12 protein-coding genes and 1 pseudogene are annotated in these 15645 nt (G+C 61.1%); 7 read left to right on the top strand and 6 right to left on the bottom strand.

Annotated features, from left to right (window positions below):
* The first annotated feature begins 56 nt into the window (after positions 1-56).
* Positions 57-1475 (top strand): MFS transporter, encoded by a 1419-nt coding sequence (locus tag NIBR502773_RS26775; RefSeq protein WP_065939701.1) that lies wholly within the window; start codon positions 57-59, stop codon positions 1473-1475.
* Positions 1476-1548: 73 nt separating this feature from the next.
* Here NIBR502773_RS26775 and NIBR502773_RS26770 read toward each other — a convergent pair whose 3' ends face one another.
* From NIBR502773_RS26770 to NIBR502773_RS26750, 6 genes and pseudogenes are all read right to left on the bottom strand, one after another.
* Entirely contained in the window at positions 1549-2469 is a 921-nt protein-coding gene (locus NIBR502773_RS26770) for a substrate-binding domain-containing protein (protein ID WP_141157363.1), read from the bottom strand.
* A 17-nt stretch (positions 2470-2486) separates the two neighbouring features.
* Positions 2487-3191 (bottom strand): methyl-accepting chemotaxis protein, encoded by a 705-nt coding sequence (locus NIBR502773_RS31455; protein WP_373682400.1) that lies wholly within the window; start codon positions 3189-3191, stop codon positions 2487-2489.
* A 201-nt stretch (positions 3192-3392) separates the two neighbouring features.
* Positions 3393-3764, bottom strand: a pseudogene (locus NIBR502773_RS31450) (methyl-accepting chemotaxis protein); the annotation flags it as partial.
* 920 nt (positions 3765-4684) lie between these two features.
* Positions 4685-5935: a glycoside hydrolase family 68 protein gene (locus NIBR502773_RS26760; protein WP_141157361.1), complete on the bottom strand. Its 1251-nt coding sequence runs from the start codon at positions 5933-5935 to the stop codon at positions 4685-4687.
* 251 nt (positions 5936-6186) lie between these two features.
* Positions 6187-7125, bottom strand: a complete 939-nt coding sequence (locus NIBR502773_RS26755) for a pectate lyase (protein ID WP_065926251.1) — start codon at positions 7123-7125, stop codon at positions 6187-6189.
* A gap of 238 nt (positions 7126-7363) precedes the next feature.
* Complete coding sequence (locus tag NIBR502773_RS26750; protein ID WP_027603551.1) at positions 7364-8863, bottom strand: CoA-acylating methylmalonate-semialdehyde dehydrogenase; 1500 nt, start codon at positions 8861-8863, stop codon at positions 7364-7366.
* A gap of 108 nt (positions 8864-8971) precedes the next feature.
* On the opposite strand from NIBR502773_RS26750, the gene NIBR502773_RS26745 reads away from it, so the two are divergent.
* The 6 genes from NIBR502773_RS26745 to NIBR502773_RS26720 all read left to right on the top strand — a co-directional run bounded on the left by NIBR502773_RS26745 (position 8972) and on the right by NIBR502773_RS26720 (position 15625).
* Complete coding sequence (locus NIBR502773_RS26745; protein WP_027603550.1) at positions 8972-9910, top strand: LysR family transcriptional regulator; 939 nt, start codon at positions 8972-8974, stop codon at positions 9908-9910.
* A gap of 141 nt (positions 9911-10051) precedes the next feature.
* Positions 10052-11044 (top strand): transporter, encoded by a 993-nt coding sequence (locus tag NIBR502773_RS26740; protein ID WP_141157360.1) that lies wholly within the window; start codon positions 10052-10054, stop codon positions 11042-11044.
* A 39-nt stretch (positions 11045-11083) separates the two neighbouring features.
* Complete coding sequence (locus NIBR502773_RS26735) at positions 11084-12280, top strand: MFS transporter (RefSeq protein ID WP_027603548.1); 1197 nt, start codon at positions 11084-11086, stop codon at positions 12278-12280.
* 25 nt (positions 12281-12305) lie between these two features.
* The gene (locus NIBR502773_RS26730; protein ID WP_115489036.1) at positions 12306-13751 is read left to right on the top strand and encodes a carotenoid oxygenase family protein; all 1446 of its coding nucleotides are present in this window, start codon (positions 12306-12308) and stop codon (positions 13749-13751) included.
* A 191-nt stretch (positions 13752-13942) separates the two neighbouring features.
* Positions 13943-14794, top strand: coding sequence for a fumarylacetoacetate hydrolase family protein (locus tag NIBR502773_RS26725; RefSeq protein WP_027603546.1), 852 nt, complete (start codon positions 13943-13945; stop codon positions 14792-14794).
* Between the two features lie 3 nt (positions 14795-14797).
* Complete coding sequence (locus NIBR502773_RS26720) at positions 14798-15625, top strand: IclR family transcriptional regulator (protein WP_098479825.1); 828 nt, start codon at positions 14798-14800, stop codon at positions 15623-15625.
* The last annotated feature ends 20 nt before the right edge of the window (positions 15626-15645 follow it).

The raw sequence follows: 15645 nt of genomic DNA, 5'->3' as shown, positions 1-15645 counted from the left end.
TATAAAGGGTGTCGGCTTGCCTTGGCAAGCCTTCAGTCCTTTGAATCGGAGCCTGCATGGACACACCTCAACCCTCCCCCTCCAACTGGGCCGCGCTGTTGTCCGGAGCCAACGGCGTACGTTCGCTCGCACTGGCCGGCGGCGTGGTGCTGCATGCGATCAACGTGTACATCGCCACCACGATTCTGCCGTCGGTGGTCCAGGACATCGGCGGCATCGACTACTACGCATGGAACACCACGTTATTTGTCGCCGCCTCGATCCTCGGCTCGGCATTGTCGGCGCGCCTGCTCGGCAGCCTCGGGCCGCGTGCGGCGTACCTGGTCGCCAGCCTGGTGTTTGCCGGCGGGGCCTTGGCCTGTGCGTTTGCGCCGTCCATGCCGGTGATGCTCGTAGGGCGGTTGGTGCAGGGATTGGGCGGTGGGTTCTTGTTCGCGCTGTCCTACGCGATGATCCGCTTGGTGTTCGATGAAAGCCTGTGGCCGCGCGCGATGGCGTTGGTCTCGGGGATGTGGGGCGTGGCGACGCTGGTCGGCCCGGCGGTGGGCGGGGTGTTTGCCGAGCTGGGCATCTGGCGCGCGGCGTTCTGGTCGTTGATTCCGGTGGCCGGGTTGTTCGCGGTGCTGGCGGCGGCGGTACTGCCCAGGCGCAGCACCGAGAGCGCTGCGCCGACCCCGTTGCCACTCGCCCAACTGGTGCTGCTGACGGCGGCGGTACTGGCGGTGTCGGCCGGCAGTGTCTCGTCCACCCTGCCCCTGAACCTGCTGGGGCTGGCCGTGGCGGCGGTGTTTACCGCGCTGCTGATCGTCACGGAAAGCCGCGCCCGCCATCGACTGTTGCCCGCCGGAGCGTTTCGGATCACCACGGCGCTCGGCGCGCTGTACGCCACGATGTCACTGCTGGCGGTGGCGGTGACCAGTGGCGAAATCTTCGTGCCGTTGTTTCTTCAAGTCCTGCACCACCAGTCGCCGCTGGTGGCCGGTTATCTGGCGGCATTGATGGCGGCCGGCTGGACGCTGGGGTCAATCGCCAGCGCGGGCGTGACGGGCAGCAACATTCGACGGGCGATCCTGGCCGGGCCGATCCTGGGCGTGGTGGGCATGGTGGCGCTGGCCATCTTGATGCCCGTCGAAAGCAACGGCAGCGGGCAGACGCTCACACCGATCTGCCTGGCGCTTATCCTGATTGGGTTGGGCGTGGGGCTGGCATGGCCGCACTTGCTGACCCGGGTGTTCCAGGTGGCGCCGGCGGGTGAGCAGGACCTTGCCAGCGCGTCGATTACCACTGTGCAGCTGTTCGCTACCGCGTTTGGCGCGGCACTGGCGGGCATGGTCGCAAACGTCGCCGGCCTCAGTGAGCCCGGCGGCGTCGAAGGCACCGCAAGCGCTGCGGTGTGGCTGTTTGGGGTGTTTGCACTGGCGCCCGTGGTGGGTGTTCTGATTGCCAGGCGGGTGGTTCGCATGATCGGTCAGTAGCATGCCAAGCGCACCAATCCCCCTGCCTGAGCACATTTGACTGCATTCCAAGGTTGGATCGAGGTGCTCAGTGCTATTCAAACGCCTGGCGATTCTCGGGCGTGATCAACTTGAACGGCACCCAGACCACCGCCGACTCCAGCACCTCGCCGCGTACCAGGCGCAGTGCGGTGTCCACTGCGCCGCCGGCCTGGCCGGCGGCATCCTGGAACACGCTGACCGCCATCTTGCCCTCAGCCATCAACTTCAAGCCGTCCGGTGTGCCGTCGATGCCGCCGACCCAATAGTTCTTGGCCTGCTTGCCGGCCTTTTCCAGGCCCATGATCGCGCCGATCGCCATTTCATCGTTATTGGCCGCAATGATCGAGAAATCGACGCCCTGCTTGACCCAGTCAATAACAATCGTGGCGGCCTGGCTACGCTCCCAGTTGCCGACTTTTTTCTGTACGACTTTCATATCGGGGTATTTGGCGACGACTTTTTCCACGTCCTCGGTGCGCATCAAAGAGGACGCGTTGGCCGGGTCGCCCACCAGAATCACCACGTTGCCCTTGTAACCGGCGCGGCGCGCCAGCTCTTCCATCTGCAACGTACCCGACTCCAACTCGTTGGAGCCGACAAACGCGGTCTGCGCCGGCCACGTTTGCGGGTTCGGATTGCGGTTGACGAACACCAGCGGGATCTTTGCATCCGAGGCCAGCTGCATCATCTGCGCCGCACTTTTGCCGTCGACCATCGCGACGATGATCGCATCCACCTTGGAATTGACCAGGTTGCGGAATTGGCGCATCTGCAAATCGACGCTGTCCTGCCCGTTCTCCATAAAGATGTCGGCGTTCATGACGCTGGCCTGTTGCTGCACCCCGTTGCGCAGCAGGGTCTGGAAGTTATCGTCGTACTTTGCCATGCCCACACCCAGCAAGGGCGTGGCGGCCTGGGCCGGGCCCGGAATGAACAGCGTCGCCCCCAAGGCGAGGATTAACCATGCTTTCATGTTCTGACTCCCGCGGCTCAAACGCTGAAATGATGGAGCAGCTCGCGCTGCACCTTGGCCATGTCCGCCAGCTCGTGGCTGCTGATGGCGGACTGCTCGGCGCCGTCTGCCGTCTGCTGGGCCGAATCGTTGATCTGGATGACCATCCGACTGGTTTCCTGCACCGTGGCGCTCTGCTCCTCGGTGGCGGCGGCGATCTGGATATTCATGTCGCGGATACTGTCGACCGAGTCGCTCATCGACAGCAGCAAGTCACCCGCGCCCGAGGCCAGGGACACGCATTGGGTGGACTGCGCCTGGCTTTCGTTCATCACGTGCACCACCGAGTGAATCTTTTCCTGCATGAGCCCGATCATGTCCTGGATTTCGCTGGTCGAGGTCTGGGTACGGCTGGCCAGGGAGCGCACTTCATCGGCCACCACCGCAAAACCGCGTCCCTGCTCGCCGGCACGGGCCGCTTCGATCGCCGCATTCAGGGCGAGCAGGTTGGTCTGTTCGGCAATGGTGCGAATGGCGACAACAATGCCCTCGATATTCTGTCCGTACTTCTGCAACTCATCGGTCACTTGCGTGGCCTTGTTCACCTGGTCGGCCTGCTGGCGGATATTGACGATGGTCTCGGCCACACGCGCCTGCACCTTGTGCGTGAGCTCACTTGTATCGTCCACGGCCTGGCGGGTGTCCTGCGCACGCCGGGCCACCTCTTCGACCGTGCTTTCCATCTGCGTCATGGCCGAAGCCGCCGATTGCAAGCGGTCCTTCTGTTCATCCACCACCCGGGTGGTCTGCTCGCTGTTCAGGGCGTTGCTGCCCGCGGTAACGGCCAGCGCATCGGCAGAGCCGATCAATTCACGGAAGGTTTTGCGCAGGGCCGTGGTCAGTTCGTTCAGGTAACCGCCCAACTCACCGAACTCGTCTTTACGGCTGACATCGAAACTGACCCGCATGTCTCCCGCAGTAAGCGTCTTGAGGACTTCGCGAAACGCCGCCAGCGGACGCCGCAGGCTGAAGGCGACCCAGGTACCAATCGCCACCGCCGCAAGCACCGCCAGCACACACGCGATCAACAGCAAGCTGCGGCTCGTGCCGATGGTGGCATTGGCCGACTGGCTGGCCTGGTTGGCGACCTCCAGGGACTGGCTGCCGAACTCGCCAATCCTGTCCAGGGTGGCTTTCAGCGCCGCGTCAACCGCACTGCGTTGCTGCTGCACCTGCGCGGCCAGTTTTGCCTCCACCTGATAAGCCTGGAACAGGCCGTCAGGGGCGGTCAGGTCAGTCAGCAGGCGATTGACCATGACGCCGGCAATCCGCCCGACCCTGGGGTCAATCGCCGCCAGGGCCTGGGCCCGGGTGCTGATCACTTCGTCCTGGAGATTGAGCACACGCTGTAATTTATCAATGGCCGGCGTGACGGTATGAGACGCGAAGCCATCGTAGGATTTGTTGACTTCCAACAGCAGCTTTTCCGCCGCGGCCACCTGTTGCGGTTCGCCGACACTGCGTGCATGGGCAATGTAATCGCGCAGGTAGCTGGTCAGTTGTATCGCCTGCGCACTGCTGTAGCCTTGCAGTTGCCGGGTCAGCGCCAACTGCTGCACGTGTTGCACATGGGACGTCATCAACGCCTGCGCCTGCTCGGCGTAGGCCGCGACCTGTTGGCGCTGCTGCGCCAGGTTCGCGCGCAGCGCCTCATGCTCGCCCGTATAGGCAACGGTGCTGTCGAGCAATTGATTGAACTGGGCGATGCTCTCGGTGAACGGTCGCTTGCCGTCCTCGATCTGCTTGGGGTCGGTGCTGATCTGAAGGGCCAGCAACGCCTGGTTGGCGCGCAGGATATACACGTACAGCTCACTGGCGGCCCGGCTCAAGGGTGCCGACTCGCCGGTGATAATGTTCAAGCGACTGCTGATGGACTGGGTGTTCTGATAACTGATCCCCGCCATGACTAGCAGTAACAGCACCAACACCGCAAACCCGCCGATCACACGCTGCAATATGGTCATGGCCACCCCTTTTGATTTTTATTCGTTGACCTGAGCGATGACCAGGCGTGCATCTACGAGTTCGGGATCACTCGTGCTGCTAGTGCCTGTATCGGCCAGGTGGGCGAGGACTTGAGCCTTGAAGACAGGCTGAAATGCGGTCAAAAAAAAGTGGGAGGTGGCAAGCCCCCTCCCACCTACCTGATGAAATCAGGCTGGGTTTTGCACGGCGGTCACTGGCTCAACACCACATCCCGCATCGCCGGAATATAGCCATAGTCATAAGCCTCCTGCACAAACGAACGATCGCCCTTCAACACGATCCTGACCGTCGGCGCTTCGGTGCCGCCGATGCGGTAGTCATCGCCGGTGGTGGGCACGCTGTCGATAAACGACGTCACCAGGCCGTTGGGCATCACGCAGTGGGAATACGTCTGGAACGGCTGCGACGGCGGATTGCCGAGGACCAGCCCGGACGCGTTCATCGGCGTATAGGGCCCGAACAGATGATCGCTGACGAACCCATAGACGCCATCCGGCCCCGTCACGCCATCGGCATAGGTGAACTTGTGGCTGATGGTGAACAGGTAGTACTTGTTGTCCTGGAACACATAGTGCGGCCGTTCGGTCTGGTCGTTCACGCCAACGGCCGTGACCAGGGGCGGCAGGATTTCCCACTCGTCACCGTTGAGGTCCTTGGCCACGGCGATGCCGATACAGCCCACTTGGTAGCGGGCACCGCCCACGTCCTCGTGCCCCGGCGGCACCAGGCCCAGCTCGTTCGGGCCCACTTCGTGAGTCCCGCGCTCGCCGGCCACATTGCCTTCGAACACCATGTACAACTTGCCATCGACGGGATCGATAAAGGGGCTGGGATCGCGAAAGTTCCAGGTCGCATTCTGCGCTTCGGTCTGGTAGTAGGTGCCGTCGGCATCGAACAACGACTTGACCTGATCAAAGCCCTGGAGGGTGACACCGGTGTCGGACGTAATGACCTGACCCCGGACTTTGGCAATCGTGGCGCCCGGCGTGACACAGGTGTAGTACAGGTCGATATCGCCGTTGTTGTTCAGCAGGATCGGCGTACCCGCCCATTCACGGGTGGTCGGCGAAACCCCTTCGGCCATGACACGGCCGCCGAAGATCCAGTCCTTGCCGGTACGCGAATACCAGTAGCAGATCCGCGCATGACCATGGCGGTCTTCCCAATCGCGCTTGATGTCGTAACGGCCATCGGTATTGATGAATTGTGGATCATGGGGGCGACGGTCGGCGGTCAGGGTGAAGATCACCGACCAGCCATCCACCGATACCACCGTGCCATCCAGTTCACGCAAGGGCATGGTGTCCCAGATAAAGACCGTGTCACTCATGACAGGAAAGTCAGGACTCACTAACGGCTGTGTCGTCGTCGGGTCATTTTCATTAACTTTCAGCGCATCGGCCCGTGTCCAGCGAGTGGGTGTGTGATTCGCATGTTTCATGATGATGTCCTTTTGCTGACGCTTAAGTGACAAGCGAAGATTAAATAGCACTTGGCAGCCAGCAACTTAATACTGACTGAAAGAGCAAGATATAGTTGACTCTGCAAGTGCGCCCCAAGGTTTAACATGGGCACTTGCTTATCGCAACATGAAGAATTATTTAGATTACAAAGGCCATCACTGTATTTATATCCTTGATATAAATACAGTGGCACTTGCAATAAATGACAGCTCAGTAAAAAGTTAGCTACTCAACTACCGAATACCAGCGCCGCAGCCTGGGCGCCGGCATTCTTCTGGGTGAAGTCCTTGGCTTGCGCCGCCGTCTTCAAGGTATAGGCGTAGTTGGAACTGGCCGTCCATTGTGCTTTGGGCGACTTCTGGTTGGTGATCGGCGGCACACTGTTTATATCAGTGAACGTCCCGGTGCCTTTGTCATCCAACATGCCTTTATTCTGGCTGCCTTCACCAAAGTAGTTGCTTTCAGACAGGATATTGGCGTTCTGCGCCAGGGTAAAACCGAGGTGGAAGTTATTGATGTAGTTGTTGTACACATGGAAGTAACCGTACCGCATCAAGCCGGGTGCGCGCACTTCCATATTGTCGAAGCGGTTATGACACAGCGTCAGGCGCGGATAACCGTTGAACTCTGCCTTATTATCATCCGCCGGGTGACCGAAGATCAGCCCGTACTTGTGGCTGCCAAAGAAGCAGTTGCTGATGGTGGCATAATCGGCTTTTTCACCGATATACAGCAGTTTATCTTCACTGCCGTCAGTGGTGGACCAGCTGTGCCCGACAAACGAGCAATGGTCAATCCAATACTTGCTGCCGTAGTTCAAGTAGACCTGAATATCGTCATTGGCCTTAATGCTCGCCGAATGCTTGAAGATAATATTCTGCAGAATAATGTTCTGCGACTGCGCGGTTGCACGCAGGTGAATATTCTCCAACGTGCGGTTCTGGAACGAACCGATCAGGGTCTTGTTGGCGCCCAAGTTGACTTTGGTCAGGCTCGACGCCGAGATATTACTGTTGATCACCAATACCCGAGGCGTGGTGTCGCCGATATTGGCCTTGAGTTGATCCAGGGTAGTAATGCTGACCACAGGGCCGGACCAGCCACCGGTGACTTTTGCCGCGAGGGCGAAACCGGTCAAGCCGGTGAGTTTGCTTTCTGGATAGGACATGAGTTCCCTCTCTATCAATAAAAACGGCTCGGTATAACGAGCCTGCGCATTAAGTTAATCCATTAACTTGCACACAGTGTTTGGCGTGGCTGATGTTGCCATCCTGGTTGATCAGCGCTTAAACACTGTGTTTATGTACAGTATTCGTCATTCGGCTGGCCGTCAACCCTCAAGTGAAAAACAACCAAAAGTGGGAGGGGGCCTGCCCCCTCCCACCTTTGCCCTGCGGTGCCAAGCGTTATTTGGACACCGGCATCGCAAACTCCGCGCCCTGCTCGATGCTCTCCGACCAGCGCTGCATGATCGATTTCTGCTTGGTGTAGAAGCGCACACCCTCAGTGCCGTAGGCATGCATGTCGCCGAACAGGCTCTTCTTCCAGCCACCAAACCCGTGCCAGGCCATCGGCACCGGGATCGGCACGTTGATGCCGACCATGCCTACTTCGATACGCCGGGCAAATTCGCGGGCAATGTTGCCGTCGCGGGTAAAGCAGCTGACGCCGTTGCCGAATTCGTGGTCGTTGACCAGCTTCACCGCCTCGGCGAAGTCATTCACGCGCACGCAGGCCAGTACCGGGCCGAAAATTTCTTCGCGGTAGATGCTCATCTCCTGGGTCACGTGGTCGAACAGGGTCGCGCCGAGCCAGAAACCGTTTTCCAGGCCAGCCTCGGTGGGTACATAGTCACGCCCGTCGAGCAGCAATTGCGCGCCGGCCTGCACGCCTTGTTCGATGTAGCCGCTGATGCGCTCCAGTGCGGCGCGGGACACAATCGGGCCCATCTCGGCCTTGAGGTCGCGGCCGTCGGTGATGCGCAGGTGCCTGGCGCGTTCGGTCAGGGCGGCGATGACTTTGTCACCGACATCGCCGACCAGCACCGCGACGGAGATGGCCATGCAGCGTTCGCCGGCACTGCCGTAGGCGGCGCCCATCAAGGCATCGACGGTTTTTTCGATATCCGCGTCGGGCATCACCACCATATGGTTCTTCGCGCCGCCCAAGCCTTGCACACGCTTGCCGTTGCGCGCACCAGTTTCGTAGATGTACTGGGCAATCGGCGTGGAGCCTACGAAGCTCACAGCCTTGACGTCCGGATGCGCGATCAGCGCGTCCACCGATTCCTTGTCGCCCTGCACCACGTTGAACACGCCTTTGGGCAGGCCGGCTTCACGCAGCAGTTCGGCCATGAACAGCGAAGCACTTGGATCGGTCGGGCTTGGCTTGAGGATGAAGGTGTTGCCCGCCGCAATGGCGATCGGGTACATCCACATCGGCACCATCACCGGGAAGTTGAACGGCGTGACGCCGGCCACGACCCCCAGCGGCTGGCGCATCGTCCAGTTGTCCATGCCACGGGAAACCTGGTCGGAGTGTTCACCCTTGAGCAGGTTGGGGATGCCGCAGGCGAATTCGAGGATATCGATGCCACGGTCGACTTCGCCCTGGGCGTCGGTGAAGACCTTGCCGTGTTCGGCGACGATGATGCGCGCCAGGTCGTCCTTGCGCTCACGCAGCAGGTGCAGGTATTCGAACAGCACGCGGGCACGGCGGATGGGCGGGGTGTCGGCCCAACCGGCAAAAGCGGCCTGTGCAGCGGCGACGGCTTCGGACACGGTCTGGCTGCTGGCCAGGGCAACGCGGCCGGTGATTTCGCCGGTGGCCGGGTTGTAGACGTCCTGATAGCGATCATCGCGGCTGACGCGCTGGTCGTTGATGTAGTGCTCGATGGTTGTAGTCATGGCAGTCGATCCAGGTGGGTTGCGTTGGGACACACGATAGGCTTTCGGTTTGTTCCAAACCAGAGCAGAATCAAGAACTGATTGTCCTCACAGGCGAACAATAAACCCATGGAAAAATCCGAGATCGAAGGGCTGTGGACCCACATTCACTGGCTCTCAGTGCTGGAGGAACACGGCACCTACACCGCCGCCGCCGCGCGCCTGGGGGTGAGTAAATCCGCAGTCAGCCAGCGCATTTCCGACCTCGAGAAAGCCACCGGCACACGACTGGTGACCCGCACCACGCGCAGCGTGCGCTTGACCGATGCCGGGTTGTCGCTGACCCGTGAAGTGCGCGGTGCCTATGAGCAAATCGCGCGCAGCTTCTCGTCGGTGCGCGATTCCGCCGGGGAGATTCGTGGCCTGGTGCGCTTGACCGCCCCCGTGGCATTTGCCCGGCAACAGCTGGTGCCGCACTTGGCGGAGTTCCTGCAGCAGTACCCGCAGGTGCGTATCCAGCTGGATGTGTCGGATGCCCTGAGTTCGCTGGCGGCCGAAGGCTACGACCTCGCTGTGCGCCACGGCTTCCAGGTGCCGGAAACCCATGTGGCCTGGAAGCTGTGCGACACCGGTTCGGTGCTGGTCGCCAGCCGCGATTACCTGCAACGCCACGGCGAACCCCGCGAACCCGGCGACCTGTCGGCGCACAACTGCCTGTTCTACCCGCGCGGCACCGACCAGCCCGCCTGGACCTTCGAGCGTGGCAGCAAAAAGGTCGAACGCCTCACCGTGCCCATCGCCGGCAGCTTCGCCACCAACAACAGCGAAGCCCTGCGTGATTCGGCGCTCAACCACTTGGGCATCGCCCTGCTCCCGGACTTCAGCGCCCACGCTGCGCTGGCCAGCGGCAAGCTGGTACAGGTGCTCAAGGGCTGGACACTCAAGGGCGCGTTTGCCGATGAGATCTACCTGATTCGGCCATATTCGCCCCATGTGCCGAAGTCGGTGAGTGCGTTGGTGGGGTATTTGAAGGGCAAGTTGTCGGGTGGGTTTCGCTACGAGGGTTGACAGCGCCGGCGTTAAAACGAGCCCCGTGGCGCTATCAGTCAACTCTGGCGGTACCGCGCAAGTACGCCGACGGGGTTTGGCTTAGGGTGATTGTGCGAGGGAGTTCCCTCTGCTCACAATTCCAATAATAGAGCCACGTCAATGAGCCCACTCAAATACTTGCCAGCGTGCCTGGTGCTCAGCTTCGCCTCGTCAATTGTATTCGCCGCCGATGGGCCGCCAGCGCCCTCGGTGACCGAGCCCAGTGGCATCAACCTCGGCGGCACCAGTTTCTACGATGGTTTTGCCGGGCCGCCCGGCCTGTCCCATCTCACCTACTTGAAGTTCAGCACCGCCAGCAGTCTCAGGACCAACAGCGGCAAGGCCAACGGCGTCTTCGACAATCCCAAAATCAACGTGATCACGCTGATCAACCAGCTCAGCTACTACTCGCCCGACACCATTGGCGGCGGCGCGCACCTGGGCTGGAGCTTGCTGGTACCCGTCGTGTCACTGGATGCCACCTTTGGCAGTAATGGACCGGCGCTGCAAGACAACGCCACGGGGCTTGGCGATGTCACCGTCGGGCCGCAGATCCAATTCGATCCTATCGTCGATGCGCACGGGCGCCCGGTGTTCGTGCAGCGGGTGGCCTTTGACACGATCCTGCCGACCGGTAAATACGACAAACACAAAGACCTCAACCCAGGGTCGAACTATTACTCCCTGAACCCCTACTGGGCCGCAACCTGGATGCCGGCACCGCGCTGGGAAGTCAGTTGGCGCCTGCATTACCTGTACAACTTCAAGAACCGCGACCCGGCCAGCAGTTCGCAGGATTCCTTCGAGGGCAAACCGGTGAGCGACAGCCGCGCCGGGCAGTCGGCCTGGGCCAACTTCACGGCGTCCTATGAAGTCATCCCCAACGTGTCGGTGGGGATCAACGGCTATTACTTCCGGCAGATCACCGACGACCAGATCAACGGCGACCGGCTGAGCGACTCGCGGGAAAAAGTGCTGGGCATAGGCCCCGGCATGTTCTGGAAAATCAGTGAAGGCCAAGGCTTCTGGCTCAACACTTACAAGGAAACCGGTGTCGAGAACCGCTCCCGGCAGGACTATGCCGTGCAGGTTCGTTACGCCCACACCTTCTGACCGACAAGCGCTCGCTCACCCTATAGAGGTACTGCATTCATGAATGCATCCGCTGGCATCGACAGCAAAACATCCCTGGCGGCTATTTGCCTGATGATGGTCACGTCCCTTGGCACCTTGCAGATTCAACCAATTCTGGGCGGGGCTTTTATCGATCAGCTCGGTATCCCGCTCAATGCCATCGGTAGGATTTTCGCAGGCGAACTGATTGCCATGGCGCTCACCTGCGGGGTGTTTGCCCTGTTGATGACCCGCGTCAATCGCCGCTGGGTGGCGCAGCTCGCCTTGCTGGTGCTGGTCTGCGCCAATCTGGCGAGTACCCGGTTCCACAGCGAAACATCGCTGCTGCTGTGCCGCATCGTCTCTGGCGCCAGCGGCGGCGCGGTGATGGCGGTAGTGTATGCCTCGGCGGCACTGCGCACAGCCAAGGACGCGACGTTCGCGGTGATCAATATCGGCAATCTGTTCTGGGGCATGTTGCTGGTGACCTCGATGCCAGCGGTGCTCATGGCCTTTGGCGTCAATGGCGCGTTTTACCTGCTGGCCGGCGCCAGTGCCTTGGCCCTGCTCGGCTGCGGGCGCGTGCCTGCGCAGTACACCCCCGCCGACGGTGCGCCGGCGCGGCTGGCCCAGCCGTTCGGCCTGACGTCACTCTTGTTGATCGGGCTGTTTGCGCTGTTGTTTTTTGGCCATTCTGCGCTGTGGGTGTATCAGGAACGCATCGGCAAAAGTATCGGCCTGGAGCCCCAGCAGATCGGCGCCATCCTGGGTGGCAGTATTCTTGCCGGGGCACTCGGTGCTGCGCTGGCGGGCCTTATCGGGCGACGCCTGGGGCTGCTGTTTCCGCAGTTGCTGGGGTTCGGCACGGCGGTGATGGCCACGCTGATCATGGTCTACGGCGACAGCCCCATGGCGTTCGCCACCACGGCATGCCTGATCCATATGGTCTGGTTCTTCAGCCTTCCCTACCTGCTCTCGATGGCGGCCGAGTTGGACGCAAGCGGCCGACTCGCAGGCCTGGGCAATGCTGCGATCTTCGTGGGCCAGGGCCTCGGCCCGTTTGGCGCGGCCCTGGTCGTCGGTGACGGACACTTCCGTGCGGTCGGCTGGCTGGCGGCCTCGGCGTATATCGTCGCCCTGGTCATATCCTGCTGGATGGTTGCCCGTTTTCGCCGCGCGTCCGGCCCTTCAACACCCGACGCGCCTGCGCTGCCCGCCGGCCTGCTCGATAAATAAATACTGCGCACATGAGGTCGTAGCCATGAGTACCCGATTCCCGCAAACCCCTGAATTTTCCGGGGCGCTGTATAGCCCCAGTCGTGTCGAAGCCGAGGTGCTGGACCTTGAGGTCGAAGGCACCCTTCCCGCGTCCATCCTAGGCGTCTTCTATCAGGTGGCCCCCGACCCGCAATACCCGCCCATGCTGGGCAGCGATATGTTTTTCAACGGTGACGGGATAGTCAGCGGTTTCTATTTTGCTGACAGCAAGGTGTCCCTGCGGCGACGCTACGTGCAGACCGATCGCTTGCTCGCGCAGCGCCGTGAAGGCCGCTCCCTCAATGGCGTCTATCGAAACGCGTACACCAATGACCCACTGGCGGCCAAAAACAACACCACCGCCAATACGTCGGTGATCCCTCACAACGGCAGGCTGCTCGCACTCAAGGAGGACGCCCTGCCCTGGGCCATGGACCTGCAAACCCTGGAAACCCTGGGCGAATGGGATTTTGCCGGGCAAATCAAGTCGGCGACCTTTACCGCCCACCCCAAGATCGACCCCGTCACCGGCAACCTGCTGGCCTTCAGTTATGAAGCCAAAGGTGACGGCACGCCGGATATGGCGTATTTCGAACTCTCACCCGACGGCAATCTGCTCAAAGAGATCTGGTTCCAGGCACCTTATGCGGCGATGGTGCATGACTTTGCGGTCACCGAGCACTACGTCGTGTTCCCACTGATTCCGCTGACCGTCGATGTAGAACGCATGAAAAACGGCGGGCCGCATTTTCAGTGGCAACCTGATCTGCCGCAGTTGTTTGCCGTGCTGCCGCGCAATGGCAACGCGCAGGCTATCCGCTGGTTCAAAGGACCCAAGGACAGCTTTCAAGGCCACACCCTCAATGCCTTCGATCAAGACGGCAAAGTGTACGTGGACATGCCGGTTACTGGCGGCAACGTGTTTTATTTCTTCCCCCAGGCGGGCGGTGCAGTGCCCGCCCCCGAGGACCTGCCTTCGAGCCTGATGCGCTGGACGTTTGATCTGAACGACGCGCGGGATGACGTCGAGCCGCAACCGTTGACCGACTACATGTGCGAGTTTCCCCGCTGCGATGAGCGCTATCTGGGTCGCCCGTACGAACACGGCTTTGTGCTCGCTTTTGATCCGACACTGCCCTACAACCCCGCAAACGGACCCATGCCCTTTCAGTTTTTCAACCAGTTGGCCCATCTGAACCTCAAGACGGGCAGCACCGACGCCTGGTTCCCAGGGGACAACAGTTGCTTCCAGGAGCCCATATTCATCCCTCGTTCCGCGGATGCCGAAGAGGCCGACGGTTACGTGGTCGCACTGCTGAATGTGCTGGACCAGGCGCGCAGCGAACTGGTGATCCTGGATTCGCGAGACATGGCCAGCGGGCCCATTGCGCGGATCAAGGTTCCGTTACGGATGCGCATGTCCCTGCACGGCTGCTGGGCACAGGGATAACCCTGGGCTAGACCCGACCGCCAGCACACCGAATGGCCTGCTCCCGAAGGCAGGCACGCGGCTGCGCGAAGGCAAAAAATATACATTTATCCTGCAATTTGGGATTTAAGAAAAATCCCGCTTTACAGGATTTTTAAGCGCGAATAGAGTGAAATTCTGTCCACGCTTCCCTCGCCAACAAGGACTATCGAATGAAACTTGCAAGCTTCACCGTTGAAGGCCGTCCCACCTATGGCATCGTCGAAGGCGACCAGGTGGCTGATCTGGAATCGATGAAAAATACCCTCGGCGCGGATCTCAAGCAGGCGCTTGCCCTCGGCCGCCTGGGGTCGGTGAGCGATGAGCAGGTGTCGAGCCTGCCGCGCCGGGCACTGGCCGGCGTGACGCTGCTGCCGGTCATTCCAAACCCCGGCAAGGTGCTGTGCATCGGCATCAACTACGCGACCCACGTGCGCGAAACCGGGCGTGACATGCCGGTTTACCCAATGATTTTCACGCGATTTGCCGACAGCCAGACCGCTCACCTGCAACCCATCGTGCGGCCGACGGTCTCGCACAAGCTGGATTTCGAGGGCGAACTCGCCATCATCATTGGCAAGACCGCGCGCCACATCCGCAAAGCCGACGCCCTCGATTACGTCGCCGGCTACGCCTGCTACAACGATGGCAGCGTGCGCGATTGGCAAAAGCACACCCTTCAATTCGTCCCCGGCAAGAACTTCCCGAGCACCGGCGGGTTTGGCCCGTGGCTGGTCACCCGTGACGAAATCAGCGACCCGCAGAACCTCGAATTGACCACCCGGCTCAACGGCGAGGTCATGCAGCACACGTCCACGCGCGACATGATCTTCGACGTCGGCGCACTGATCGAATACTGCTCCACCTTTACCGAACTCGCCCCCGGTGACGTGATTGTCAGCGGCACCACCGGCGGGGTTGGAGCCTTCCGCGAGCCGCCGGTGTGGATGCAGCCCGGTGATGTGGTGGAAGTGGAGATCTCACGCATCGGCACCCTGCGTAACACCATCGTCGACGAGCAATAAACCATGACCCTGATCGATGAATCATCCCAATCACCAGAGCGCGACACCAAGGGTTCCAGCCTGGAGCGCATGCTGCGCGTGCTGGATCTGTTTACCGAGGCGCAGCCGATCTGGGCGGTCGACGACATGGTCAGCGCGCTGGGGTTTACCCGCTCCACCGCCTACCGCTACGTGCGTGAACTGGCCGAGACCAATCTGTTGTTCCAGGTCGAGGCCGGGCGCTATGCACTGGGAGCCAGGATCATTACCTGGGACCGTCAACTGCGGCTCAGCGACCCGCTGGTACGCGCCGCTCAGCAGCTGGAGGCCAACCTGCCAGGCTGGAGTGAGCAACAAGTCTGGCTGATCTGCCGGTTGTTCAAGGACCAAGTGGTGTGTGTTCACCAGTGCGGTGAATTGGCCAGCACCGTCAGCTATTCCCGTGGTTCGCCACGGCCGTTGTTCATGGGCGCGACCTCAAAAGCCATCCTTGCGCACATGAACGCCCGCCAGCACAGCCAGCTGTTTCTCGAGCACCCTGACGAGGTGCGCGCCAGCAACCTGGGCACCACCTGGGAAGACTTCCGCCGCTCGCTGCAACGCTTGCGGCGCCAGGGCTATGTGGCCAGTGCAGGCGAAGTCGACCCCGGCGTGTACGGCCTGGCCGCACCGATATTCGACGGCGACGGCAAGGTGGTGGGCAGCCTCAGTTGCGTGCGCCCGGCAGCCGAGCGGCACAAGGCGCTGGAGCAGGAACAAGGTGAGCAGATGGTCGCGCTGGCCCACACGCTCTCGCGGCACATGCTCGCGCTGACCCACAGCGCCAACCCATCCTCCAAGCCATTGGACTGATGCAGTCGTAGGGGAACAAC

The organism is Pseudomonas sp. NIBRBAC000502773 (genome assembly GCF_006517195.1).
GTDB classification, from domain to species: domain Bacteria; phylum Pseudomonadota; class Gammaproteobacteria; order Pseudomonadales; family Pseudomonadaceae; genus Aquipseudomonas; species Aquipseudomonas marginalis.
Note: the sequence above shows the minus strand (reverse complement) of the source record. Positions and strands in the feature narration are given on the sequence as shown.

What these genes read in the sequence shown, in the direction of transcription:
- NIBR502773_RS26775 (WP_065939701.1), top strand. Translation starts at nt 57, where the DNA reads ATGGACACACCTCAACCCTCCCCCTCCAACTGGGCCGCGCTGTTGTCC.
- NIBR502773_RS26740 (WP_141157360.1), top strand. Translation starts at nt 10,052, where the DNA reads ATGAGCCCACTCAAATACTTGCCAGCGTGCCTGGTGCTCAGCTTCGCC.
- NIBR502773_RS26735 (WP_027603548.1), top strand. Translation starts at nt 11,084, where the DNA reads ATGAATGCATCCGCTGGCATCGACAGCAAAACATCCCTGGCGGCTATT.
- NIBR502773_RS26720 (WP_098479825.1), top strand. Translation starts at nt 14,798, where the DNA reads ATGACCCTGATCGATGAATCATCCCAATCACCAGAGCGCGACACCAAG.
- NIBR502773_RS26770 (WP_141157363.1), bottom strand. Translation starts at nt 2,469, where the DNA reads ATGAAAGCATGGTTAATCCTCGCCTTGGGGGCGACGCTGTTCATTCCG.
- NIBR502773_RS26750 (WP_027603551.1), bottom strand. Translation starts at nt 8,863, where the DNA reads ATGACTACAACCATCGAGCACTACATCAACGACCAGCGCGTCAGCCGC.
- NIBR502773_RS26755 (WP_065926251.1), bottom strand. Translation starts at nt 7,125, where the DNA reads ATGTCCTATCCAGAAAGCAAACTCACCGGCTTGACCGGTTTCGCCCTC.
- NIBR502773_RS26725 (WP_027603546.1), top strand. Translation starts at nt 13,943, where the DNA reads ATGAAACTTGCAAGCTTCACCGTTGAAGGCCGTCCCACCTATGGCATC.
- NIBR502773_RS26745 (WP_027603550.1), top strand. Translation starts at nt 8,972, where the DNA reads ATGGAAAAATCCGAGATCGAAGGGCTGTGGACCCACATTCACTGGCTC.
- NIBR502773_RS26730 (WP_115489036.1), top strand. Translation starts at nt 12,306, where the DNA reads ATGAGTACCCGATTCCCGCAAACCCCTGAATTTTCCGGGGCGCTGTAT.
- NIBR502773_RS31455 (WP_373682400.1), bottom strand. Translation starts at nt 3,191, where the DNA reads ATGGAAAGCACGGTCGAAGAGGTGGCCCGGCGTGCGCAGGACACCCGC.
- NIBR502773_RS26760 (WP_141157361.1), bottom strand. Translation starts at nt 5,935, where the DNA reads ATGAAACATGCGAATCACACACCCACTCGCTGGACACGGGCCGATGCG.